Origin of the sequence: Pantoea sp. BJFS-204, from assembly GCF_049310725.1 — a bacterium.
Classification (GTDB): Bacteria; Pseudomonadota; Gammaproteobacteria; order Enterobacterales; family Enterobacteriaceae; genus Pantoea; species Pantoea agglomerans.
Genome location: NZ_JBMOWE010000001.1, coordinates 801886 through 826576, shown reverse-complemented (window position 1 = coordinate 826576; position 24691 = coordinate 801886). Strand labels below are relative to the sequence as shown.

General features: G+C 54.5%; 22 protein-coding genes. 13 read left to right on the top strand and 9 right to left on the bottom strand.

All coding sequences use genetic code 11. From position 1 onward, the window contains the following. Nucleotides 1-198: 198 nt before the first annotated feature. The 3 genes from prc to ACO6VX_RS03700 form a co-directional block, all read right to left on the bottom strand. On the bottom strand, nucleotides 199-2238 hold the full coding sequence (gene prc, locus ACO6VX_RS03710; protein WP_010670770.1) for a carboxy terminal-processing peptidase: 2040 nt from the start codon (nucleotides 2236-2238) through the stop codon (nucleotides 199-201). Nucleotides 2239-2257: 19 nt separating this feature from the next. Next, entirely contained in the window at nucleotides 2258-2959 is a 702-nt protein-coding gene (proQ, locus tag ACO6VX_RS03705; protein ID WP_010258776.1) for an RNA chaperone ProQ, read from the bottom strand. Nucleotides 2960-3055: 96 nt separating this feature from the next. Next, on the bottom strand, nucleotides 3056-3556 hold the full coding sequence (locus ACO6VX_RS03700) for a GAF domain-containing protein (RefSeq protein WP_010258773.1): 501 nt from the start codon (nucleotides 3554-3556) through the stop codon (nucleotides 3056-3058). Nucleotides 3557-3770: 214 nt separating this feature from the next. Between ACO6VX_RS03700 and yebS the strand changes: the two genes are divergently transcribed. From yebS to rsmF, 3 genes are all read left to right on the top strand, one after another. Further along, nucleotides 3771-5015 (top strand): membrane integrity lipid transport subunit YebS, encoded by a 1245-nt coding sequence (gene yebS, locus ACO6VX_RS03695; RefSeq protein WP_022625536.1) that lies wholly within the window; start codon nucleotides 3771-3773, stop codon nucleotides 5013-5015. After that, a complete protein-coding gene (locus ACO6VX_RS03690) occupies nucleotides 4984-7617 on the top strand; it encodes a PqiB family protein (protein ID WP_010258767.1) in 2634 nt (877 codons plus the stop codon). Before yebS ends, ACO6VX_RS03690 begins: the two co-directional genes overlap by 32 nt. A 162-nt stretch (nucleotides 7618-7779) precedes the next feature. Further along, entirely contained in the window at nucleotides 7780-9207 is a 1428-nt protein-coding gene (rsmF, locus tag ACO6VX_RS03685) for a 16S rRNA (cytosine(1407)-C(5))-methyltransferase RsmF (RefSeq protein WP_422457695.1), read from the top strand. Between the two features lies 1 nt (nucleotide 9208). On the opposite strand, the gene ACO6VX_RS03680 is transcribed toward rsmF, so the two are convergent. The 4 genes from ACO6VX_RS03680 to ACO6VX_RS03665 all read right to left on the bottom strand — a co-directional run bounded on the left by ACO6VX_RS03680 (nucleotide 9209) and on the right by ACO6VX_RS03665 (nucleotide 14039). Then, entirely contained in the window at nucleotides 9209-9856 is a 648-nt protein-coding gene (locus ACO6VX_RS03680; RefSeq protein ID WP_187493160.1) for a metallophosphoesterase, read from the bottom strand. A 313-nt stretch (nucleotides 9857-10169) separates the two neighbouring features. Next, on the bottom strand, nucleotides 10170-10382 hold the full coding sequence (locus ACO6VX_RS03675; RefSeq protein WP_132499946.1) for a DUF1272 domain-containing protein: 213 nt from the start codon (nucleotides 10380-10382) through the stop codon (nucleotides 10170-10172). A 135-nt stretch (nucleotides 10383-10517) separates the two neighbouring features. Beyond that, the gene (locus ACO6VX_RS03670) at nucleotides 10518-11867 is read right to left on the bottom strand and encodes an MFS transporter (RefSeq protein WP_187505637.1); all 1350 of its coding nucleotides are present in this window, start codon (nucleotides 11865-11867) and stop codon (nucleotides 10518-10520) included. Nucleotides 11868-12008: 141 nt separating this feature from the next. Then, the gene (locus tag ACO6VX_RS03665) at nucleotides 12009-14039 is read right to left on the bottom strand and encodes a choline transporter (protein ID WP_033757898.1); all 2031 of its coding nucleotides are present in this window, start codon (nucleotides 14037-14039) and stop codon (nucleotides 12009-12011) included. Between the two features lie 255 nt (nucleotides 14040-14294). Between ACO6VX_RS03665 and betI the strand changes: the two genes are divergently transcribed. The 8 genes from betI to ACO6VX_RS03625 all read left to right on the top strand — a co-directional run bounded on the left by betI (nucleotide 14295) and on the right by ACO6VX_RS03625 (nucleotide 21249). Next, entirely contained in the window at nucleotides 14295-14888 is a 594-nt protein-coding gene (gene betI, locus ACO6VX_RS03660) for a transcriptional regulator BetI (protein ID WP_010258750.1), read from the top strand. A gap of 14 nt (nucleotides 14889-14902) precedes the next feature. Next, on the top strand, nucleotides 14903-16375 hold the full coding sequence (gene betB / locus ACO6VX_RS03655) for a betaine-aldehyde dehydrogenase (RefSeq protein WP_010258746.1): 1473 nt from the start codon (nucleotides 14903-14905) through the stop codon (nucleotides 16373-16375). Nucleotides 16376-16398: 23 nt separating this feature from the next. Next, a complete protein-coding gene (betA, locus tag ACO6VX_RS03650; protein ID WP_010258743.1) occupies nucleotides 16399-18081 on the top strand; it encodes a choline dehydrogenase in 1683 nt (560 codons plus the stop codon). A 429-nt stretch (nucleotides 18082-18510) separates the two neighbouring features. After that, nucleotides 18511-18861 (top strand): multidrug/spermidine efflux SMR transporter subunit MdtJ, encoded by a 351-nt coding sequence (mdtJ, locus tag ACO6VX_RS03645; protein ID WP_010258741.1) that lies wholly within the window; start codon nucleotides 18511-18513, stop codon nucleotides 18859-18861. Continuing rightward, complete coding sequence (gene mdtI, locus ACO6VX_RS03640; protein WP_010258739.1) at nucleotides 18848-19177, top strand: multidrug/spermidine efflux SMR transporter subunit MdtI; 330 nt, start codon at nucleotides 18848-18850, stop codon at nucleotides 19175-19177. The genes mdtJ and mdtI overlap by 14 nt, the downstream gene beginning before the upstream one ends. A gap of 200 nt (nucleotides 19178-19377) precedes the next feature. Then, nucleotides 19378-20520: an acyltransferase family protein gene (locus tag ACO6VX_RS03635; protein ID WP_010258734.1), complete on the top strand. Its 1143-nt coding sequence runs from the start codon at nucleotides 19378-19380 to the stop codon at nucleotides 20518-20520. Nucleotides 20521-20700: 180 nt separating this feature from the next. After that, nucleotides 20701-20961, top strand: a complete 261-nt coding sequence (locus ACO6VX_RS03630) for a hypothetical protein (protein ID WP_010258727.1) — start codon at nucleotides 20701-20703, stop codon at nucleotides 20959-20961. 102 nt (nucleotides 20962-21063) lie between these two features. Further along, nucleotides 21064-21249, top strand: coding sequence for a hypothetical protein (locus ACO6VX_RS03625; RefSeq protein ID WP_033779017.1), 186 nt, complete (start codon nucleotides 21064-21066; stop codon nucleotides 21247-21249). A gap of 97 nt (nucleotides 21250-21346) precedes the next feature. On the opposite strand, the gene ACO6VX_RS03620 is transcribed toward ACO6VX_RS03625, so the two are convergent. Next, nucleotides 21347-21484, bottom strand: coding sequence for a hypothetical protein (locus ACO6VX_RS03620; protein WP_010258717.1), 138 nt, complete (start codon nucleotides 21482-21484; stop codon nucleotides 21347-21349). Between the two features lie 213 nt (nucleotides 21485-21697). Further along, on the bottom strand, nucleotides 21698-22720 hold the full coding sequence (gene adhP / locus ACO6VX_RS03615; protein ID WP_045139897.1) for an alcohol dehydrogenase AdhP: 1023 nt from the start codon (nucleotides 22718-22720) through the stop codon (nucleotides 21698-21700). Between the two features lie 966 nt (nucleotides 22721-23686). On the opposite strand from adhP, the gene ACO6VX_RS03610 reads away from it, so the two are divergent. Both ACO6VX_RS03610 and ACO6VX_RS03605 read left to right on the top strand, forming a co-directional pair. Further along, entirely contained in the window at nucleotides 23687-24145 is a 459-nt protein-coding gene (locus ACO6VX_RS03610; protein WP_256844285.1) for an STM2901 family protein, read from the top strand. Then, on the top strand, nucleotides 24139-24438 hold the full coding sequence (locus ACO6VX_RS03605; protein WP_223565385.1) for a DUF1493 family protein: 300 nt from the start codon (nucleotides 24139-24141) through the stop codon (nucleotides 24436-24438). The genes ACO6VX_RS03610 and ACO6VX_RS03605 overlap by 7 nt, the downstream gene beginning before the upstream one ends. Nucleotides 24439-24691 lie beyond the last annotated feature (253 nt).

Genomic DNA, 24691 nt, shown 5'->3' with positions numbered 1-24691 from the left:
TATCCTATGGGCATTGGGCTGCTTTTCAAGCAACCTTAACGTTTAAGTGCCTAAAAAGACATAACTTTACATTCTGACACGCCTGATGAGGAGCCCAGCCTTCAGGCACCTTCACCAGCGCTAATCATTGCTTACTGGAAACTTTTCTGAGTACAAAAAAAAGCACCGCTGAGCGGTGCTTTTTCTGGCAATAGCGGTTTATTTAGCCGCTGGCGCCTCTGGCTGGGATTTCTCCAGCTGCGCAAGATCGTTAGCGATCTTCACCGTCTCATCAAGATAGGGATCCGGCTCTTTATAATCTTTCGGCAACTCATCCAGGTTTTTCAGCGGTTTTTTGCCTTCGGCCTGATAGCGCGCGTTGATCCGCTCCAGACGAGACGCATCATCTTCGTGGTTCTCTTTCTCGCGCTGAGCAAGATTAAGCGACACGATGTTGCGCTTATCTTTCAGGGCATTGTAACGGGCAATGTCCTTCATGATGTACTGGAACTCGCGATCCTGAGCAATGCGGTCAGCATGCTGCTTAGTCAGCTGCACTACCAGCGGTTTCACATCACCGGTTTTGACATAGGTCGCCGCTTTGATGCTGTCCCACGGCAGTGCGTTATCTTCAAATTTCTCACCGGTTTCAGCCGCTTCAACGCCGGTTGGCATCAGCAGATCCGGCGTGACGCCTTTACGCTGAGTACTGCCGCCGTTAATGCGATAGAACTTCTGAATGGTGTAAGAAACGGAGCCTAACGCAGGCCACTCCGGACGCAGCATCTGATCGTAGATGCGGTTCAGAGAGCGATACTGCTGAACGGTGCCTTTACCAAAGGTTGGCTCGCCAACAATCACCGCGCGACCGTAATCCTGCATCGCCGCAGCAAAGATCTCAGAAGCTGAGGCGCTGAAGCGATCGACCAGCACCACCAGCGGTCCTTTGTAGTAGACAACGCCGTCGTTATCGCTGTCTTCACGAACCCGACCATTGTTGTCGCGTACCTGAACCACCGGACCACTCGGAATAAACAGACCGGAAAGCGAGACTGCTTCGGTCAGCGCGCCGCCGCCGTTAGTACGCAGATCGATTACCACACTGTCGACGTTCTGTTTCTGCAATTTCTGCAGCTGTACTTTCACGTCGTCGGTGAGGCCGACATAGAAACCAGGAATATCGAGCACGCCCACTTTCTGCTTGCCGACATTTTTGATGGTCAATTTAACCGCGCGATCTTCCAGACGGATTTTCTCACGCGTCAGCGTCACAGTACGGGTTTTGGTGCCCTTACCGGCTGGCAGAACTTCCAGGCGCACTTTGCTGCCCTTAGGTCCTTTAATTTTTGCCACGACATCATCCAGACGCCAGCCGATCACATCTTCCATCGGCTTGCCTGGCTGACCCACACCGACGATGCGATCGCCAACGGTAATGGCTTTGCTTTTCGCGGCCGGGCCGCCTGCGACCATCGAGTTGATCACCGTATAGTCGTCATCCATCTGCAGAACCGCACCGATGCCTTCCAGTGACAGGCTCATCTCGGTGTTGAACTGCTCGGTGTTACGCGGCGACAGATAGCTGGTGTGCGGATCGATTTCGCGGGCAAAAGCGTTCATCACCAGCTGGAAAACATCTTCACCGTTGCTCTGGGCCAGACGACGGATAGCGAAGTTGTAACGCTTGGTCAGAACGTCGCGGATCTCGTTATCATCTTTGCCCGCCAGCTTCAGACTCAGCTGATCATATTTGACCTTGGCATCCCACAGCGCATTCAGTTCAGACTGATCTTTTGGCCAGGGTGCTTTCGCGCGGTCAATGTCGATAGTGTCATTGCCGCTGAAATTCATCGGACGAGCCAGCACCGTCAGCGCATATTGATAGCGCTCAAAACGGCGTTTCTGCGCCAGATTATAAATATCGTAAAAGAGATCCAGCTTGCCACTGCGCAGCTCATCGCCGACGGTGGTTTTTTTGCTGGCAAACTGCGCCACATCTGACGCCAGCAGCACATTGTGGCTGTAGTCGAGCATGTTCAGATAGCGATCAAAAATTTTCGCTGAAAAGTTCTGATCCAGGTCGAACTGGCGATAGTGGGAACGGGTAAAGCGCGAGGTTACGCGCTCACTGACCGTCGGATCCTGCGGATCTTCGTGAAGCTGGGGAATCTGATCGGCGCGGGTAATGTTCTCCGCGCCGAAGGTTGGGCCTGCTAATAGCAGGCCCGCAATAAGTCCAACTTTAAAAAGGGTGTTCATGCCGGGGTTAGCCTCCGTTTCAGAACTGCAAGTGTTCTGCGCGCACAATCATTGCCATGCCGGAAGCGAGCTGGACCCGAACGCCGTCTTTTGATACTTCAAGAACGGTAGCGTCCATCGCACTTTTGCCTGCTTTAACTTTAATACTCTGGCCGGGTTGCAAAGTTGAGGTATCAGTGATGGGTCGGGCTTCCTGCTCCGGACGTGGGGCTGGCTTGCGATGCTGTGAGGCGGTCGCACGCGGTGCAGTAGTCTGCGGACGCGGTTTCCGCGCGGCTTCGCCTTCTGCAGGCTTACGTGCCGCGGGCTTGCGTGGACGACGCGGTGCCGCGCCCTCTTCGCTTTCGCCTGCTTCACGACGCGCGGCGCGCTGCTGGTCACGCTGCGCCTGGACGCGTGCTTTCGCTTCTTCCAGTTGCTTGCGTGCATGCTCAACGTGTTGCTCATCCAGCACGCCACAGGCGTTACCGTCGAGATCGACACGGATAGCACCGGCTTTGATGCCGTACAGATAACGCCAGCTTGACGTATAGAGACGCAGCGCGGAACGCAGCTGTGTTTTGCTCAGACCCATTTCGCCCTGAACACGCTCGACCAGATCCTGAAAGATACCGATTTTGAGCGGACGCGCTTCACCTTCAGCGCTAAAGCAGTGCGGAAAGCGCTCCGCCAGAAAAGTGATGACTTCTTTACTGCTATTCAACTTAGGTTGATTTTCCATGAAATTTCCTGATTACAACGGGTTTGCCGACCAGCGCAGGCATGAACAGGCGACATTATAATGACAACATCGCTAAATGCCATGTGATCCAGTCGATTAGCTGCGCGTCAGCTGCAGATATTTTTCTAAGTCGCTGTTCGCAAGCACTTCACAAAGCCCATCAGTCAGTGTGACCAGCCCCGATTCGTCGTCGCTGTCAAAGCGATTGTACGCCACGCTGTCGATGTCCAGCACCCCAACCACAGTGCCATTCACTTTCAGAGGAATCACAATCTCAGCATTGCTGGCAGCGTCACAGGCGATGTGGCCCGGGAAGGCATGCACATCATCTACGCGTTGCACTTTTTCTTCTGCCAGCGCCGTGCCACACACACCTTTACCGACCGGAATGCGCACACAGGCGATTTTGCCCTGGAACGGGCCCAGCACCAGCGTATCCGCTTCCGTCAGCAGGTAGAAACCAGCCCAGTTCACGCCATCGAGACGTTCGTACAGCAGCGCGCTAAAGTTTCCCATCGCGGCGAGGAACGCCGTTTCTCCCGCCAGTAAGGCGCGCATATCGCGATTCAAATCGGCGTAAAAGGCAGTTTTGTTCATTATTCAACCGTTACCAATGACATCTGAACGGGGCATTGAAGACCGTTCGTTAAAAATAAGTTTTAAATATCCAGAGCCACAAGGTGAATCATAGCGTTAGTTGCTATACCCTTAGCATTCTGTGGATCGAAGCGTGATGCCCGAGACAGGCACACAGACAATGTCTTTATGACCGATATCTGTTACTTCTGAAGAGCGAAGATTGCATCACCCTATGAAAATTCACGCTATCAGCCAGACATTGCCTCACGCACGTTATCAGCGTTGCCCGCAATGCGATACCCTTTTTTCCTTACCGGATGTGAAATCGCATCAGTCGGCACATTGCCCACGCTGTAACGCCGAAATTCTCAGTGGTCGCGACTGGCCGATGACCCGTCTTATGGCGATGGCCGCCACCATGATTGTGTTAATGCCCTTTGCTTTCTCCCTGCCGCTGGTAGATATCCGGCTGCTTGGCATGCGCATCAATGCCAGCGTACTGGAAGGCATCATCCAGATGACCCAGCAGGGTGATGTACTGACGGCCTCAATGGTGGCGTTCTGCACCATCGGCGCGCCGGTGACGCTGGTGGCGGGTATCTGTTATCTCGGTATCGGCCACCGGCTGGGCATGAACCTGCGTCCCGTGCTGCTGATGCTGGAGAAGCTGAAAGAGTGGGTGATGCTCGATATCTATCTGATCGGCATCGCCGTGGCGTCAATTAAAGTGCAGGACTATGCTTCGCTTGAGATTGGCTACGGGCTGGCGGCTTACATCGCCCTGACAGTGCTGAGCGTGCTGACACTGATCCATCTGAATATGGAGCAGCTGTGGGAGCATTTCTACCCACAGACGCCTGGCAATATGGCCCGTGACGATATGCAGGTCTGCCTGAACTGTCACAACACCAGCATACCCGATGAACGGGGCCGCTGCCCGCGCTGCCATACGCCGCTCGACTTCCGACGCCGCCATAGCCTGCAGAAATCCTGGGCCGCGCTCATCGCATCGATTGTGCTGTTGATCCCCGCAAATCTGATGCCGATCTCCGTGGTCTACCTTAATGGCTCACGGCGTGAGGACACCATCTTCTCCGGCATCCTGGGGCTGGGCGAAGGCAATATTCCGGTGGCGGCAATTGTTTTTATCGCCAGTATTCTGGTGCCGTTTATCAAGGTGCTGGTGATGCTGACGCTGCTGCTCAGCATTCATTTTCGCTGTGAACAGGGGCTGAGAACCCGCATTCGCTTGCTGCGGTTTGTCACCTGGGTTGGCCGCTGGTCAATGCTCGATCTGTTTGTCATTTCGTTAACCATGTCGCTGGTCAACCGTGATCAGCTGCTGGCTTTTACCATGGGACCGGCGGCGCTGTTTTTTGGCGCGGCCGTCATCCTGACCATTATGTCTGTTGAGTGGCTGGACAGCCGCCTGCTCTGGGATGCACATGCAACAGGAAACGCCGACTACACCGACTAACGCAACGCTGCGCAATAAGCGCAAAATTTCGCCCTTCTGGCTGCTGCCGATTATTGCGATGCTGATCGCCTGCTGGCTGCTCTGGACCAATTATCAGGAGCGCGGCACCACCATCACAATCAATTTCCAGACGGCGGATGGTATCGTGCCGGGGCGCACCCCGATCCGCTATCAGGGCGTGGAAGTGGGCACCGTGCAGGGCATTAATCTCAGTGATGATTATCGCAGCATTCAGATTAAAGCCAGCATCAAGAGCGACATGCGCGATGCGCTGCGTGAAGATACGCAGTTCTGGCTGGTGACGCCTAAAGCCTCGCTGGCGGGTGTGTCGGGGCTGGATGCGCTGGTCGGTGGTAACTACATCGGGATGATGCCAGGTAAAGGTAAACCCAGCGAGTCGTTCACCGCGCTGGATACGCAGCCCAAGTATCGGGTGAATACCGGCGAATTGATGATCCATCTGCATGCGCCCGATCTCGGCTCGCTCAACACCGGCTCGCTGGTCTATTACCGCAAAATTCCGGTTGGCCGGGTCTATGACTACAGCATTAACAGCAAATCCGATGGCGTGTCGATTGATGTGCTGATTGACCGTCGCTTTATCAATCTGGTGAAAACCAACAGCCGTTTCTGGAATGTGTCAGGCATGAATGCTGACGTCAGCCTGAGCGGGGCTAAAGTGCAGCTGGAGAGTCTGGCGGCGCTGGTCAATGGTGCGATCGCGTTTGACTCGCCACAGGGTGCGGAAACGGCCAAAGCTGAGCAGAATTACCGGCTCTATCCCGATCTGGCGCATAGTCAGCGCGGCGTGCAGATCACGCTGGATCTGCCTAACGGCAACAATCTCAAGGCGGGCAGCACTCCGCTGATGTATCAGGGACTGGAGGTCGGCACGCTGACCAAACTGAACCTGCAGGATGGCGGCAAGGTCACCGGCGAGCTGACCATCGATCCCTCTGTTGTCGGTCTGATGCGCAGCGGCACCCGCATTGAGATGCACAGTCCGAAAATCAGCCTGACGGATACCAGCCTCAGCGCGCTGCTGACCGGCAACACGCTGGAACTGGTGCCGGGTGAAGGCGAACCGCAGCAGCACTACACCGTGCTGGCGTCCAATGAGACTCTGCTGCAGAAGCCCAATGTGCTGACGGTAAAACTCAGCGCGCCAGAGAGCTATGGTATCGATCAGGGCCAGCCGCTGATGCTGCACGGCATGCAGATTGGTCAGGTGATGTCGCGTACGCTGGATGAAAATGGCGTGAATTTCGTGGTAGCGGTCAATCCTGAAAATCGCAATCTGGTGCATGGCGACAGTAAATTTATCGTTAACAGTCGGCTGGATGTGAAGTTCGGCCTTGATGGCATGCAGGTATTAGGTGCCAGCGCCCGTGAATGGGTGGATGGCGGTATCCGGCTGGATCCGGGCAAAAAGGGTGAGCCAAAAAGTGCCTATCCGCTGTTTGCCGATGCTGAAAAAGCGGAAGAAGGCATTACCGGCGATGGCCCTTCTACCACTCTGATGCTGACCGCTAACAGTCTGCCTGACGTGCAGGCCGGCTCTGTCGTGCTTTACCGCAAATTTCAGGTGGGTGAGATTGTCAAAGTCACGCCACGCGCTGACGCCTTTGATATTGCGGTACATATTCAGCCGGAGTATCGCAAGCTGCTGACCAGCGAAAGCGTGTTCTGGGCTGAGGGTGGCGCACGCGTCAGCCTTAACGGCAGCGGCCTGACGGTACAGGCATCGCCGCTTAACCGCGCGCTGAAAGGCGCGATCAGTTTCGACAATATGAGTGGTGCGCAGTCGGCCAAAGGGGCCAAACGCGTTCTCTATCCGTCTGAAACCGCCGCCCGCGCGGTGGGTAGCCAGATTACGCTGCACACCTATGACGCCAGCAAACTCTCTGCCGGAATGCCGATTCGTTACCTGGGTATTAATGTCGGCCAGGTGGAGTCACTGTCGTTAAGCAAAGATAACAATCAGGTGGTGGCGAAAGCGGTACTCTATCCGGAGTATGTCAACGATTTCGCCCGTCTCGGCAGCCGTTTCTCGGTGGTCTCACCGGAGATTTCCGCTACCGGCGTGAATCATCTGGAAACCCTGTTGCAGCCTTACGTCAACGTGGATCCCGGTAAAGGTGGCGCCGCGCGCACGTTTGAGCTGCAGGAGAGCACCATTACCGATTCCCGCTACCTTAATGGCCTGAATATTTATGTTGATGCCACAGAGGCAGGTTCACTGTCGCTGGGTACGCCGGTGCTGTTCCGTGGTGTGGAAGTGGGTACCGTGACCGGCACCTCACTGGGTAATATGGCGGATCGTGTGCAGATCGCCCTGCGCATCAGTAAGAAGTACCAGCATCTGGTGCGTAATAACTCGGTGTTCTGGCTGGCATCCGGCTATAACCTGGACTTCGGTCTGGTGGGTGGCGTAGTGAAAACCGGGACCTTCCAGCAGTTTATTCGCGGTGGCATTCAGTTTGCGACGCCGCCGACGGTGCCGCTGGCGCCGCAGGCGAATCCGGATAAACACTTCCTGCTGCAGGATGAAGCGCCGAAAGATTGGCGTAACTGGGGAACGGCGATCCCGTCTCCGCGCTAAAGGCTATCTCAAACGGGCAGACTGTTCTGCCCTTTTGAGTGTTTAAAGTCAGCACCGGCTCAGGGATCATACGCCTTATTCACTCCCTCAAACGGGCAGCCTGGCTGCCCGTTTCCTTTCCTCATGATACACTGCCGCCTTTGCCTTAACTGGAATGTGCCCGTGTCAGATGCTTCTTCGCTTTTCCCCGCCGATTTTCTCTCTTTAATTCGCCAGAGCCTGCCCGATGAGGCGAGCCTCGCGCAATTTATTGCCTACAGTCAGCAATCCCTGCGCCGCAGTATTCGCGTCAATACCCTGAAGATCAGCGTGGCTGACTTTCTGAGTCAGACCGCGCGTTATGACTGGAAGCTGACGCCGGTGCCGTGGTGCGAAGAGGGATTCTGGATCAGCCGGGAAGATGAGAGCCTGCCGCTGGGCAGCGTGGCTGAGCATCTCAGTGGCCTGTTCTACATTCAGGAGGCCAGCTCCATGCTGCCGGTCACCGCGCTGTTTGACGCCCAGCCAGAAGTCAGCGCCGTGATGGATATGGCGGCGGCACCGGGTTCTAAAACGACCCAGATTGCTGCGCGGATGGGCAATCAGGGCGTTATCCTCGCTAACGAATTCTCCTCCAGCCGGGTAAAAGTATTGCACGCCAATATCAGCCGCTGCGGCGTCAGCAACAGTGCCTTAACGCACTTTGACGCGCGGGTCTTCGGGCCAGCCCTGCCGGAACAGTTCGACGCCATCCTGCTCGACGCCCCCTGCTCCGGCGAAGGGGTGATTCGCAAAGATGCTGATGCGCTGAAAAACTGGTCGCTGGCAAGTACGCATGAGATCGCCGCGACCCAGCGCGATCTGCTCGACAGTGCCTTTCATGCACTGAAACCCGGCGGCACGCTGGTTTACTCCACCTGCACCCTGAATCAGATTGAGAATCAGCAGGTCATTGTCTGGCTGCTGGAGCGCTATCCGGACGCTGTTGAGGTTGTAGCGCTCGATGGGCTGTTTGAGGGTGCCCGACAGGCCGCGACGCCCGAGGGCTATCTGCATGTCTTCCCGCAGATGTTCGACAGCGAAGGCTTTTTCGTTGCCCGGCTGCGTAAAACCGCGTCGGTCGAACCCTTACCGCTGCCGGGCTACAAAGTGGGTAAATTGCCCTTCTCCCACCTCAGCCGCAAGCTGGAAAGTGAGATAGCCCAGGCCGCCGCCGCTGTCTCTCTTAAATGGGATGCGTCGCTGGAGCTGTGGCAGCGTGATAAAGAGATCTGGCTGTTCCCGAAGGCCGTTACTCCGCTGCTGGGCAAAGTGCGGTTCTCGCGCATCGGCCTGAAGCTGGCAGAAACCTTTGCTAAAGGCTATCGCTGGCAGCATGAAGCGGTGATTGCGCTGGCAAAACCGGATGCGGCGCAGACTTTTGAGCTCACCGCAGCAGAGGCGGAAGAGTGGTATCGCGGCCGGGATATCTACCCGGAAACGGAACCTACCCGTAATGAGATGATTGTCACTTATCAGCAGCAGCCGCTGGGGCTGGCTAAAAAAGTCGGCAGCCGTATCAAGAACAGCTATCCGCGGGAGCTGGTGCGCGACGGACGCCTGTTCCGCTGAGTCACTTTATTTGCAGCATCGTCAGATGATTGCCAAACACTGCGCCGGTATCGATGTAATGCAGATTGGCAATCGTCAGCGACTGTTTCAGCGGCGTGTGTCCGAAGTAAAAGGCGTCTGCGCCACGGATGCCCGCCCGTTCGCCAGACTCCATCGCCTCCAGCCGCTGACGGCTCCAGACCACCTGCTGCCAGTCGAGTGGCTTATTCAACGCATATTCCCGGGCCGGGTAATCAGCATGAGCAATCACGATAATTCGCTCATCAAGCTGAAGATGGAGAATCAGCGGCAGCTCACGGCAACGCTGCAACGCGTGACGCGCCGCAATCAACGCTGCACCACGCAGCCGAAAGAACCAGTCGCCACCGTTCATCTGCCAGAGCGCCATTTCCTGCCCCTGTAATGCTGAAAGCGCCATCTCCTCATGATTCCCCCGCACGCAGCGAAACCAGGGCTCCTCCAGCAGCGCCAGACAACCCAGGCTGTCGGGACCGCGATCGATGATATCCCCCACCGAAATCAGTAAGTCCTGCTGCAGGTCAAACTGATGCTGCTGCAATAGCGCATCCAGTTCGCGGCGGCAGCCATGCAGATCGCCGACCACCCAGATCCGTCGCCACGCTGCGCCATTCAGGGATTGGTAATACATCGCTGCACCCGGCCTTTGTCTGCTGAAACCATCTTCAGAGTATAGTCAGGGCCGACACTGTACTTGCATGACGCGCTGGAAAGCAGAATGCAAATGAGGCTGGCTGAAAGGGAGCAAGGGAGCAAGGGAGCAAGGGAGCAAGGGAGCAATGAGATCGGGCCAGGCGATTAAAGAGAGGTGAAAGGTGCGTCCCTCCCGGCGCTTATCTCCGGCACTCAGTTAAGGTGGTAGCTCTGTCAGGGACGAAATACATCATAAAGCGATCAGGCGCGACAGGCTATTCTGCCCCAACCATATCTGTAGTCATTTGGGATCAGCTACGCATTTTAGCCGGATATTTCTGCAGTTTCTCTGCCGGACGCACCGGACGGCGCACCAGCTCACCGCCGCAGTTGGGGCAAAGATGAGTGAGATGCTCAGCACAGTCAGCGCAGAACGTGCATTCAAACGAGCAGATGCGTGCCGACAGAGAAGATGGCGGCAGATCAACGTCGCAGCGTTCACAATTGGGGCGAAGTTCCAGCATGGTGTGACTCCTTAAAAAAGCGGTATGCGCCAGCTTCGCGGTTGCTGACCCGAATGTCGAGCCAGCAACCGGACAAGAGTGTGTCAGATCCGGACATCCTGCTTTAATGGTGCAGTCAGCGGTGCTTTGCCGCTGCTATTTGTGCCGCTGATCATCAGGAAGGTCATCGGGCAAATCCTCTTCGTCAGCTGTGTCATCGAACTCAGCACTCTCCTCTTCCGGCTCCTGACCGCCCATCGACGCATGAATCACCTCCTCTTCCAGCGTCGGGATCAACGCGGCACCCAATGGCGAGGTCGCCAGACTGTCAGGCATCACCACATGCGGTAACGGCACTTCGGTCGTCGGAAGCGGACCCGGCACACGCACATAACTCAGTCCGCCAATCACCAGCGCACAGAGCATAAAGAAGAGATAGAGCATATTGCTGCCCAGCGGCTGCATCAGCGCACCGACCACCAGCGGGCCGATACTGGCGCCAATACCAAACGCCATCAGCAGACAGGCAGTTAACGAGACACGACGATCGGCGGCGACCTGATCGTTGGCCAGCGCCACCTGCAATGGATAGAGCGCAAACTGCATCATGCTGGCGGCAAAGGCGATGCCAATCATCCAGTGGAAGGTCAGATGCGGCAGTACCACCAGCGGCACGCAGGCCACGGCAAAGAGCATGGCAATAATGAATAACAGCCGCTGGCGGTCGTAGCGATCAGAGAGCCAGCTTAGCGGAAACTGCGACACCAGCCCGGCAAAAATCGTGAGACTCATAAAATAACCGGTCTGGCTGGTGGTGAAGCCTTTGCTGCTGCCATAAACCGGTGCCAGGCCATAGAACGCGCCAATCGCCATGCCGGTCACCAGGGTGGTGCCGAGCAGTTTGGGAATAGTGCGGATAAAATAGCCCAGCTCCATCGGCGCCGGTGTCATGGGCCGGACGTGAGTGCGGGTGGTCAGTGCAATCGGCACCAGACAGAGCGCGAAACAGAGCGCCACAATCAGCAGCGTGCTCACCCCAAACCCCGATTGCAGGCTCAGTATCACCTGTCCGCCACTGAGTCCAAGGTAGGTGGCGACCATATAGAGGCCGAAAATCATGCCGCGCTGGGAAGATTCCGCCTGATCGTTGAGCCAGCTCTCCAGCACCATGTACTGGCACATCATGCAGAGCCCGATAATCAGACGCAGAAAGACCCACAGCGGAATAAAGTCAGTCAGCCCGTGACCCACCACCGAGGCGGTAATGATCCCGGCACAGGCCACGTAGGCACGGATATGGCCGACGCGGGCAATCAGGTTGTGCCCCACTTTGCCGCCAATCACCAGCCCGATATAGTTGGCCGCAATAATCGCGCCGATCAGCGCACCATTAACCTGCTCACTGGCCAGCCGTAACGAGACGTAGGTAGTCAGTAAACCAGAACCCAGCAGCATCAGAAGCGTAGTGGTATAGAGCGGCAGAAACGTACTGAATATTTTTCCCATATGACTCCCTGTCTACGCTTTTCAGGCATCAGGCCAGCAAAGCCCTAAAGATAGTCGATTTCGGCAGGTGAAGCGGTATTGTTCATAACGACGGTAGCGAAAAAAAAGCCCGCCAGCAATTGCTCACTGACGGGCCCTGACTTAAGCGCTTGGGAAGCTGATGTTGCTGCCCGGCGCTTCGCGGTTGAGATGGATGAAGTTCAGGTGTCGCTCATACTGATCCAGTATGTCGATGATCACCTGCTCTTTGCTGTAATCCATTAAGTCGTTACCCTGGCTGCCCTCCATCAGGAAGGTTTCCAGCCGGTAGTAGGTCGACTTACCGCTGCGGGCGCGATAGGTAAAGCCCGGAATCGAATATTGCTGCGGCCAGACCTGATAGATAAAGTCCTGCTCCTCGCCCAGATGGACGCGCAGATCCAGATAGCCAATCGGGTTGCTTTCATCCGCCTCAACGCTCTCCAGCGTGACCCGGCCATCCCGCAGCTCCAGCTCTTTCGCCACTTCCTGCATCGCCGGATAGATGGTTTTTTCCATCATCTGCTGGGTATAACGCGAGCCGGGGTAGTTCATCAGGCGCGACAGACGCTTCTTCCAGGTCAGGCGATCGGTCGCATGAGCCAGATAGGGCGCGGTGTCGCGCGTGGCGCTGGCCCGACGGTGATCTTCAATCTTCAGGGATTTAAACAGCCCCGCCATGACAAAGAAGATAACAAAGCTGAACGGCAGCCCCATGATCACCGTAGTGTTTTGCAAGGCAGTGATACCGTTGGTCATCAGCATGCTCAGGGTCAGTACCCCAATCGCCACAGACCAGAAGATACGCAGCCAGTTCGGTGCATCACTGTTGATGTCTTTCAGGCGCGAGGTGAAGTTACCCAGCACCAGCGAGCCGGAATCCGCCGAGGTGACGTAGAACAGCATACCGGTGATCGTCGCGACCGAGGCGCTGAGTTTAAACGCCGGATACTGCGCCAGCAGGCTGTAGAAGCCGCGCTCCGCATGGTTCATCACTTCCTGCGCAAACTCCGTATTACCATGGATGATCTGATACAGCGCGGCATTACCGAACACTGACAGCCACAACAGCGTAAAGGTGAACGGAATAATCAGCGTGCCCAGCACGAACTCACGGATGGTACGACCACGTGAGATACGCGCCAGGAACAGGCCGACGAATGGCGACCAGGCCACCCACCATGCCCAGAAGAAGAGCGTCCAGCTGTTCATCCACTGGGTCGGCCGATCAAAGGCAAAGGTATTGAGCGTCATGCCCATGAAGCGGTTGATGTAATCCCCGACGTTCAGCACCAGCGCATTCAGCAGGAACTCGGTGTTGCCGAAGAACAGCACAAACAGAATCAGTCCCAGCGCCATGATCACGTTGAGTTCGGAGAGAAAACGAATCCCTTTATCGACGCCTGACGTAACAGAAATGGTGGCGATCACCACGGAGAGGACAATCAGCGCGGCCTGCGCGGTCAGGCCTTCCGGGATATCAAACAGCACTTTGAGGCCATAGTTAAGCTGCACGACCCCGATGCCGAGCGTGGTGGCGATACCAAAGATGGTGCCGACCACGGCGGCAATATCTACGGTGTGGCCAATCGGGCCATAGATGCGTTTACCAAAGATGGGATAGAGCGCGGAACGGATGGTGAGCGGCAGGTTATAGCGATAGCTGAAGTAGCCCAGCGCGATGCCCATCAACGCATACATTGACCAGCCGGTCAGTCCGTAGTGGAACAGCGTCCAGACCATCGCCTGGCGGGCCGCTTCCATCGTCTGCCCTGCCCCCTCCGGCGGCTGCATATACTGCGTCACCGGTTCGGCGACCGAGAAGAACATCAGGTCGATGCCGATGCCGGCGGCGAACAGCATGGCAGACCAGCTAAGGACGCTGAACTCGGGTTTGGAGTGCTCCGGCCCGAGCTTGATCGAACCAAAGCGTGAGCAGGCCATATACAACACAAAAACAATATAGAGCGTGGCAGCCAGCATGTAGTACCAGCCGAAGGTGGCGGAAACCCAGTTTACCGCCTTGAGGATCCAGCTCGCGGCCAGTTCACTGTAGAGAATCGTCACAAGTGAAAACGTCAGAATCAATCCGGCAGAGGTATAAAATACAACGGGATTGAGTCTGTCTTTTTCACCGGCAGGTGGATTATTCATCGGTTACCTCTGGTTAATGTCCTGAAAATACGCAATGGATAAGTCTTGCCGTCCACGGCTTTCCGGCCGTGCGGCCCTGTTTCGTTCTGTCACTTCCTGTTAATCGCTCAGGCAAACCAGCCTATTTTAGCACTCATTGCCGTTTCGCTTTCGCTACATTTAAAGAACAGCATCCTAACAAATTTTCTTTTTATATTGAACGTGCAATCAAAAAAAGTTTAAATAGGGGCTCGATTTGAGGGTGGAGCTGGAGCTATGCCAAAGGTAGGGATGCAGCCGATACGTCGTCGGCAACTGATTGATGCGACCCTGAGCACGATTAATGAAGTGGGGATTAATGATGCCACTATCGCCCAGATCGCCCGTCGGGCGGGGGTATCCACCGGCATCATCAGTCACTATTTCAAGGACAAGAACGGCTTACTGGAAGCCACGATGCGTGATGTGACGCGTCAACTGCGAGAGGCGGTACTGTCGCGGTTAGAACCGCTGGCCGGTGCCTCTGCAGAACAGCGGTTGTGTGCCATCGTTGAGGGTAATTTTGATGATACCCAGGTGCACACGGCAGTGATGAAAGCCTGGCTCGACTTCTGGTCGAGCAGCATGCATCAGCCCCAGCTTAATCGCCTGGAGCGGGTCAGCAGCCGGCGGCTCTACTCAACGCTGGTGGTTGAATTCCGGCGTGAACTGCCGCTCGAGAAGGCACGTCTGGCCGCACACGGGCTGGCTGCCCTGATAGATGGTCTGTGGCTGCGCGCCGCGCTGAGCGGTAAGCCATTTAACCCGGTCATCGCCCTCACACTGACCACCCAATTCATCCGTCAGCAACTGGCTGGCGAGCACGAATAACGGAAGGAGAAAACATGTCCCGATTCACCGAGCAGAAACTCTACATCGATGGCGCTTATGTTGCCGCAACGTCTGGCGAAACGTTCCAGACGATTAACCCGGTCAACGGCGAAGTGCTGGCAGAGGTTCATGCCGCCGGCCAGGAAGATGTCAATCGCGCCGTTGCTGCCGCCAGAAAAGGCCAGAAAGTCTGGGCCGCGATGACCGCCATGGAGCGCTCGCGCATCCTGCGTCGCGCCGTCGATATTCTGCGTGAGCGTAATGATGAGCTGGCAGAGCTGGAAATGCTCGATACCGGTAAGCCTTACAGCGAAACCTCAGCGGTCGATATTGTCACCGGCGCAGACGTGCTGGAGTATTACGCCGGCCTGGTTCCGGCGCTGGAAGGTCAGCAGATCCCACTGCGTGAAACCTCCTTTGTTTACACCCGTCGCGAACCGCTGGGCGTGGTAGCCGGTATCGGTGCCTGGAACTACCCGATTCAGATCGCCCTGTGGAAATCCGCGCCCGCGCTGGCAGCGGGTAACGCGATGATTTTCAAACCGAGTGAGATGACCCCGCTCACTGCCCTGAAGCTGGCGGAAATTTACACCGAAGCGGGCCTGCCGGATGGCGTATTCAACGTGCTGCCGGGCATCGGTTCGGTCACCGGTCAGTTGCTCACTGAGCATCCTGGCATCGACAAAGTCTCCTTTACCGGTGGCGTCGTCAGCGGCAAAAAAGTGATGGCCAATGCAGCAGGTTCAACGCTGAAAGAGGTCACCATGGAACTGGGCGGTAAATCACCGCTGATCATCTTTGATGATGCCGATCTCGATCTGGCCGCCGACATCGCCATGATGGCGAACTTCTACAGCTCCGGTCAGGTCTGCACCAACGGCACCCGCGTCTTTATTCCTGCAAAACTGCAGGCCGCATTCGAGGCGAAAATCAGCGAACGCGTTGCCCGCATTCAGGCAGGCGATCTGCGTGACCCGGCGACCAACTTTGGTCCGCTGGTCAGCTTCAGCCATCGCGACAATGTGATGCGTTATATCGAATCCGGCATCGCTGAAGGCGCACGCGTACTGTGCGGCGGCAAACGTCTGACCGGTGGCGATTTCGACCAGGGTGCCTGGGTTGCACCAACCGTGTTCACCGACTGCCGTGATGAGATGAAGATTGTGCGTGAAGAGATCTTCGGACCGGTCATGTCGATCCTGAGCTACGAAAGTGAAGAAGAAGTGATCCGCCGCGCCAACGACACCGAATTTGGTCTGGCCGCCGGGCTGGTGACGCAGGATCTCAATAAGGCGCACCGCGTGATTCATCAGATCGAAGCAGGAATCTGCTGGATTAATACCTGGGGCGAATCAGCCGCAGAGATGCCAGTGGGGGGTTACAAGCACTCCGGCATTGGCCGTGAGAATGGCCTGATGACGCTGCAGAGCTACACCCAGGTGAAGTCCGTGCAGGTTGAGCTGACGCGTTTTCAGTCAGTCTTTTAATCACTTAACCTGAGGAACGATGAATGGAATTTGATTACATTATTATTGGAGCCGGATCCGCAGGAAACGTTCTGGCTACCCGTCTGACCGAAGAGAGCAACGTGAGCGTCCTGTTGCTGGAAGCGGGCGGCCCGGATTACCGCTTTGATTTTCGCACCCAGATGCCTGCGGCCCTCGCCTTCCCGTTACAGGGCAAACGCTATAACTGGGCTTATGAAACCGAGCCTGAGCCTTACATGAACAATCGCCGCATGGAGTGTGGTCGCGGCAAAGGTCTGGGCGGTTCATCACTGATTAACGGCATGTGTTATATCCGCGGCAACGCGATGGATCTCGATAACTGGGCCAGCGAACCTGGACTGGAGAACTGGAGCTATCTGGACTGCCTGCCCTACTACCGTAAAGCGGAAACCCGCGATATCGGCCCGAACGATTTCCACGGCGGCGACGGCCCGGTGTGTGTTGCGACGCCTAAAGCGGGCAATAACGTGCTGTTTGAAGCGATGATTGAGGCGGGCGTGCAGGCAGGTTATCCGCGCACTGACGACCTTAATGGCTATCAGCAGGAAGGTTTCGGTCCGATGGATCGTACCGTCACACCAAATGGTCGTCGCTCCAGCACCGCGCGTGGCTATCTCGATATGGCCAAAGGCCGCGCCAACCTGAAGATCATCACGCATGCCACCACCGATCGCATCATCTTCGATGGCAAGCGTGCAGTCGGCGTGGAGTACCTGCAGGGCGACAGCAACACCATCAACAAAGTGACCGCGCGCCGTGAAGTGCTGCTGTGTGCCGGCGCTATCGCCTCGCCGCAGATCCTGCAGCGTTCTGGCGTGGGTTCTCCTGAGCTGCTGAAACAGTTCGACATCCCGCTGGTTCACGACCTGCCGGGCGTGGGTGAAAACCTGCAGGACCATCTGGAGATGTATCTTCAGTATGAGTGTAAAGAACCGGTCTCAATCTATCCGGCTCTGAAGTGGTGGAATCAGCCGAAAATCGGTGCGGAGTGGATGTTTAACGGCACCGGTATTGGTGCCAGCAACCAGTTTGAAGCGGGTGGCTTTATCCGCAGCCGCGAAGAGTTCAGCTGGCCGAACATTCAGTATCACTTCCTGCCGGTGGCGATTAACTACAACGGTTCCAACGCGGTTGATGCCCACGGCTTCCAGTGTCACGTTGGCTCGATGCGTTCTCCAAGCCGCGGTCATGTACGCCTGAAGTCACGCGATCCGCGTCGTCATCCGGCCATTCTGTTTAACTACATGTCGCATGAGCAGGACTGGCATGAGTTCCGCGATGCGATTCGCATCACGCGCCAGATCATCAATCAGCCGGCGCTGGACAAGTACCGTGGCCGTGAAATCAGTCCGGGACTGGATTGCCAGACAGATGAGCAGCTGGATGAGTTCGTGCGTAACCACGGCGAAACCGCTTATCACCCGTGCGGCACCTGTAAGATGGGTAACGACCCGATGTCCGTCGTTGATGGCGAAGGTCGTGTGCATGGACTGGAAGGCTTACGCGTAGTGGATGCGTCGATTATGCCGCTGATCATCACCGGTAACCTGAACGCCACCACTATCATGATTGGCGAGAAGATTGCCGATAAGATTCGTGGACGCGATCCGTTGCCGCGCAGCACCGCCGCTTACTATGTTGCGGGTGATGCGCCCGTTCGCACGGTTCCGCAGCGCGCTGAATGATACGTGACAGCGTCACTTAATAATAGCCGGGCACTTCTGTTGCCCGGCTATTTTTTTCATTACGGTTTACCACACATCCTTTCCCACACGTCACCCTTTTCAAATCATCAAACCTTAACAGACATCAAACAAAGCAGCATCTGCTGTTGATTTGGTGATGTGCAGAATGCTATAAATCCAGCGTCTATTTAACCGGAGGCACTATCCGTCCACTGATGAGAAGCAACAATGTGGATGTGTTGTAAATTTTATGAGCAGAATGTTCATGTCAACCCCCCTGTATTCCCCCTCTTGCCTTTCTGGCTGGAACGCCGCCGATCAGCACTGGCGTAACGCCCTGTAGTCCCCTCACCACTTCGAACTGTTCTGAGTCTGCCCGCACGTTGTGCGTTGTTGCAGGTCGTCATTTATCGTTGCTGGAGAGCACCCATGCGCGCCTGGGTTTTATTATCACTCGCTATTGTTACTGAAATTATTGGTACCCTTTTTATGAAATGGTCCAGCCTCAATGGCAGCCATTCCGGCTACCTGATGATGCTGGGCATGATTGCCTGTTCTTATATTCTGCTGAGTTTCGCCATTAAACGTATCGCCCTGGGCGTGGCTTATGCGCTGTGGGAAGGTATCGGCATCATGCTGATTACGTTATTCAGCGTGCAGCTGTTTGGTGAAACGCTGTCAGCGCTGAAAATCTGTGGGCTGGTGACGCTGATCGTCGGAATTGTGTTGATCAAAACCGGCACCCAATCATCAGCGGAGGTTAATCATGCTCATCGCTGATCTTGTTCATGCGTCCTGGCTGGCGCTGGCTATCGTGCTGGAGATTGCCGCCAACATATTCCTTAAATATTCTGATGGGTTTAAGAAACCGCTGTACGGTCTGCTTTCACTTTGCTGTGTCCTGCTCGCGTTCAGCGCACTCGCTCAGGCGGTTAAAGGTATCGATCTCTCGATCGCCTATGCGGTCTGGGGCGGTTTTGGGATTATCGCCACTGTCGCGGCCGGATGGGTGTTGTTTGGCCAGCGGCTGAACCGCAAAGGCTGGGCCGGTCTGACCCTGTTGCTGGCCGGTATGATCCTGTTAAAACTGGCCTGATCGGCCCTCTCAATCAGTGATATTGATTAAGGGTGTGCCGCTGCACGCCCTTAACTTCCTGTGCTTTCCCGCCCTGTTTCGGTTGATTTTTCACTCCTACCTGTGCTCGGAATCTTCTTACTTTTGTAAAGGCCCGTTTACATATCTGTTGCCTTGAGGCTTAGTGAGCGCCGAAGGTCGGATAAAAACGAGGAATAGTTATGTCTGCAACACGAGGTTGGTCTACGGAGCTGGAGGGATTACGCGGCATCGCTTCTCTCTGGGTATTAGTTGGCCATATCAGCTTACTGGTTCATTGCCACATCACGCTTATTTCATCCCCTGGCATCGGGGTCGATCTGTTTATTCTGTTATCGGGTTATCTGATGGCGAAAAACTACGTCGAGCGTCAGCAGAAAGAGCCGTGGCAGAGTACAGAGACCATTAAGAAGTTCTGGATCCGGCGCTTCTTCCGCATCGCCCCGCTCTACTATCTGCTGTTAATCATCGCCCTGATTTATGGCCCGTGGTTTGGCGAGATGCGTGACACCATTGCTCATTTCTATTCCGGCACCGCCACTGAGTCGTCGCGTTACAATGACCAGTCGCTGGCAAACATCCTGACCCACTTCAGTTTCCTGTTCGGCCTGCTGCCCGAATATGGTTTTAATACTGTACTGCCTGACTGGAGCATCGGGCTGGAGATGCAGTTCTATCTGCTGTTCCCGTTCATCATGTTGGTGACGCTGCGCTTTGGTTATGCCGCCTCGCTGATTGGCATCATGGCGCTCTGCTGCGCTGGCCGGTATGTGCTGGCAGATTATTATGAGGCGTTTGAGATGCCTTCAATGATCCTGATAAAGCTGAATATGTTCCTGTCGGGGATGCTGCTGGCCGAGGCGATCCGCCGTAAATCCCTGCTCTACGTCGCCTTTGCGCTGCTCGGCCCGGTCGCCAGCGTGGCGATGGGCCTGGGTGCGATTAAGCTGCAGGTGATTATGGAGGCGCTGATGATCGTCGGTATGACGGCGATTCTGTGGCAATACCCGCAGGGCAGCCTGATGGCAACGCTGATTGCTCTGCCGCGTAAGCTGCTGAACAACCGTCTCAGCACCTGGCTGGGCGACGTGTCGTTTTCGGTCTACCTGCTGCATCTGCTGATTGTAATCCCGCTGATCGCACTGCTGCTCAATCACACCGACATCGAGTTTAAGAGCGACATGATGCGTTTCCTGATTGTCTGCGTCTCTGCCATCCCGGTGACCTATGCGCTGGCCTCTTTACTCTATAAGTATGTTGAGAAGCCCGGCATTCAGATTGGTAAGCGCGTGCTTAAGCCGAAGCTGGCCGATCAGACCAGCTGAGTTTTTAACGCAGGCCATCCCTTTCTTAAAAGCCCCCGACTTCGGGGCTTTTTTTTGCCAGGAAAAGCGCAATTGGCTGTGATAACGAGCCTGCTCAGGCATTGATTAAGCCCGTCGCCAGCACACCCGCTGAGGTGAACTACACTTTGCCGGTTAGCAATCTGACTCAGAGGAGAGAACATGAGTATTCAGCATCTGCTGCTATCCACCGACGGTGGCGCAGTGATCATTGAAGCAGAACAACTCGAAAGTGAGCTGGTTATCCCGCCCCACCTGCAGACCCTGACCGGCGGTGAAGCTGACAGCGATACCGGCCATCGGGTGGCGGTAACAAAGCACTACTGCAAGGGACGCTACTATGCGGTTGCACTTGATCGTCATGCGGCCAGTAATGAAATTGACGACGTGATCGACCTGCTGCATCCGGCCCCGCTCGATTAGTCTTTGTCAGACCGAACCCGTACATGTTCCGCTGAACTGCTGGCGGGAAAGCTCATTATTGCCGGTGTGCGGCATTTACCTATTCAGAAGAGGATAAGCATTATGCAAAAGAAGAAGTGGTTTGTTTCTTACGTGATTAAGCCCAAAGGTGAAAATCATGTCACGACTCACGCCTTTATCGAGGGCGACGATGTCGAGGAGGCGCTGGAAGCCTTTATGTTCGAAACCAAAAAAAACCTGTCGCTGGAAACCGAAGAGCTGACTCTGCTTTCGGTGAGCCTGGTGTAAACTCTGATTAACCTCGCAATTGCGGGGTTTTTTATGTCCTGTATCAGGATCGGTTATCTATTTATATTATTTATAATTTCCCTGGTGCGGCACTCAATTACTTACTGGGATAAGGCCAGGCGTGATCAACGCCTGTTGATGACAGCAGACCGGTAACCGCCAGATACGCCAGTATCAGGACAAACAGCACAATCGCTGCAATTTCAATGGATTTGAGTAAGTGATGCTTAGCCATAAATAACCCTCCTTCAGATGTGTGTAATCAGACTTCACCCCATAAACTATAATGTTACCGGTAAAGTTCAAGTGAAAATCACATCATGAAACATAAAGCCGAGCTTATTAATGCTTTAACGGAATGTGCTCTTACGCATTCAGCGGGAGGGAACTGGCCTTACAGGCATAAAAAAGCCCGCACGGCGCGGGCTTCTGCGATTATTGGCACGGATTATTCAACAGGCTGACCGCTAAAGTCGATCACCATCCTGCCGCGGATCTTGCCCTGAATCATCTCATCGAAGATGGCATTGACCTCACCAATCTTCCTTTTGGTCACCTTCGGCACCACCTTCCCTTCTGCCGCAAACTGGAAAGCTTCCGCCAGATCGTTACGCGTCCCGACCAGCGATCCCACTACCTGGATGCCATCGAGCACCAGACGCGGAATATTCAGGCTCATCGCTTCCGGCGGCAGTCCGACCGCCACTACCCGACCACCGGCCCTGACCGCATCGACAGCAGAGTTAAACGCTGCTTTGGCAACGGCCGTTACCACAGCCGCATGCGCCCCACCGGTTTGTTCCTGAATAAAGCGAGCCGCATCTTCGCTGGCCGAGTTTACGACCAGGTCGGCGCCCATCTCTTTCGCCAGTGCCAGTTGCCCATCACTCACATCAACCGCGATCACTTTGGCGTTAAAGACGTTTTTCGCATACTGCAGGGCGAGGTTTCCCAGCCCGCCCAGACCGTAAATCGCCAGCCACTGACCCGGTTTTACCTCGGACACTTTCACCGCTTTATAGGTGGTGACACCAGCGCAGGTGACACTACTGGCGGCGTAAGGATCAAGCCCGTCGGGGACTTTGACCGAATAGTCTGCAACGACGATACACTCTTCAGCCATACCGCCATCGACGGTATAACCGGCATTAACGACCTCTCTGCAGAGCGTTTCGTTACCGGAGTTGCAGTATTGGCAGTGACCGCAGCCCTTAAAGAACCATGCCACGCTGGCACGATCGCCAGGCTTAAGTGAGGTCACATCTGGCGCGACTTCCTCAACAATACCGATACCTTCATGACCCAGCGTCACGCCGGTTTTATCACCGAAATCCCCGTTCTTCACATGCAGATCGGTATGGCATACGCCACAGCATTCCATCCTGAGCCGTGCTTCGCCCGTTTTGAGAGGACGCAGCGTCTTCTCAACCACTTCAACCTTGTGTTCACTGTTAGCAATTGCCGCTTTCATAAACGATGCTCCTTTTGATTGAAGCTTTAAGGATAAGCCAAACCGCGGTGATGACAAGATGACAGGTAAGCTTTGGGTGCGAGGCTGGCAGGGTTGTTTCTGTTGTTGCAGAGTGGAGTGGGTTTTTGGGATGGAGACCGGGCACCTTAAGCTAATAGGGTTATTTTGCGTTCGCTTTTCAACCCAAATTTTAAGCTCACTAATATGTCAGGATTTTATCAACACCATCGGTTAAATTTAATATACACATAAGAAACTACAATAACCCATGCAAAACTAAGAAGTGCTGCATACTGCGGAACAAAGCAGATGAAGATATACACGCCAGCCACAATAACTGCAGCAGGAACTAAATAGAAAAATGACTGAATCAGCCATAAAATAGCACGCTTCATTTATGCAGAATCTCATATAGAGCATCAGCAATTTTCCCTTCGCTGTTAGACATAGCCTGCACCCAATATTTTTTGATGTTTACCTTCAATTTCAAGAACCTATATGAATTAAAGATTTCATAAGTAAACATCCTGTAATGCAGCCATAGAGCACCCCATAACTTATATTTACTTTTTTCACAAATCAACCTATTGGTTTCACAATAACTAAATATCTGTTATGAGGCGCGTTGACCTTTATATATTGACAGACTCTTTGCTTTTTCTTCTCGCTGGCAAAACCTGCCATAGTAGCAATGATGAGATGAACGTTAGTAAAACTGCATTCAAAGCATGCATCAAGTGATCCGCCATTGCGATGCTAGCTACTGTGGGCTGAGGAATAAGATGCATAGATCATGCTGCGTCAACGACCCGAGCGTGCGCATCGTGATCGTTTGATACCAGCGGAGCGACAACTATGGCTTTGAGAGTCGCAAAATGCATCAGATAGCGCCAGCCAGCATCTGGCAGTGACCGGAATTGATGTGATACAGTTTTGACCATTACAGTACCCATTTAAGGGAATGGTATGGATACAACTGAGCAGTTAAACGGAACTTACTTCTATGGCGGGCTTACTAACCTTTCCGCAGGAGAGCTTTATTTCTGGGTAATGATTGATGTGACTGCAGAGCACTTCAGCGGTAAAAAGGATATCATCGCTCTGGTTGCGATTTACTCGGGGCAAAATACGATTGACGTATCCGGTAAGCTAAACGGAGCATGGAAAGGCACCTCTTATGCTTCGGTCTATTCTCGAAAGCTGTTACGGGATTACCGTCTTCCATTCAGATTACCCACGTGGATACAGAACCCTAAAAACCCTCTTCAAATTAAAATGTTAATGACTCACAAGCTGGGGACGTTCGTCGGTCGTACAATCCCGGTTTTAGGCTGGGTAATTATGGCCGCTGATGTGGCAGAAATTGGCTGGAAAACTACGGCAAAATATAACCTTCTTGCTCATAAGGAAGACAAGATATGGTAAACGAGGATATAGAGAAAGCTGTATTTGCGCTGGTTGAAGATTATAACGGCAGAAGTTTGTTTACGTTCAGACGCTATAAGCTTGAACTGGATACCGATCTGAACAATGACTTTCGCATGGATCCTCTTGACGCGTATGAATTGCTAGAGCGGTATGCTGAAACATTTGGCATTAATCCCAGTACTATCACGTTTGCCGAATATTTCCCGGAAGATTTCACCGCGCCGCACGATCCGCTGACTATTCGTCTGTTAATTGAGTCTGCACAGGCCGGACGCTGGTTGGGCAAATAATTATCGCCTGCAAACACAGGCGTTAATCTCTTCAGTTTGTTGCGGCCTCTTCCAGAGGACAAGAGTGGAAAACGTGCCGTTGATTTTGGTTTATAATTTAAGGACGCATCCGCGTCCTCTCGGAGTTCTGTCAATAAATGTACGGAGCCAACAGGCTCTGAAGCTGCTATCGATTTCTCTAGCCCCCTTACTCGCGCCGAGCGTAGAATGAATATTAAGAGAAAAACCAGCGCAGGAGCAACTTGAGCCCGAC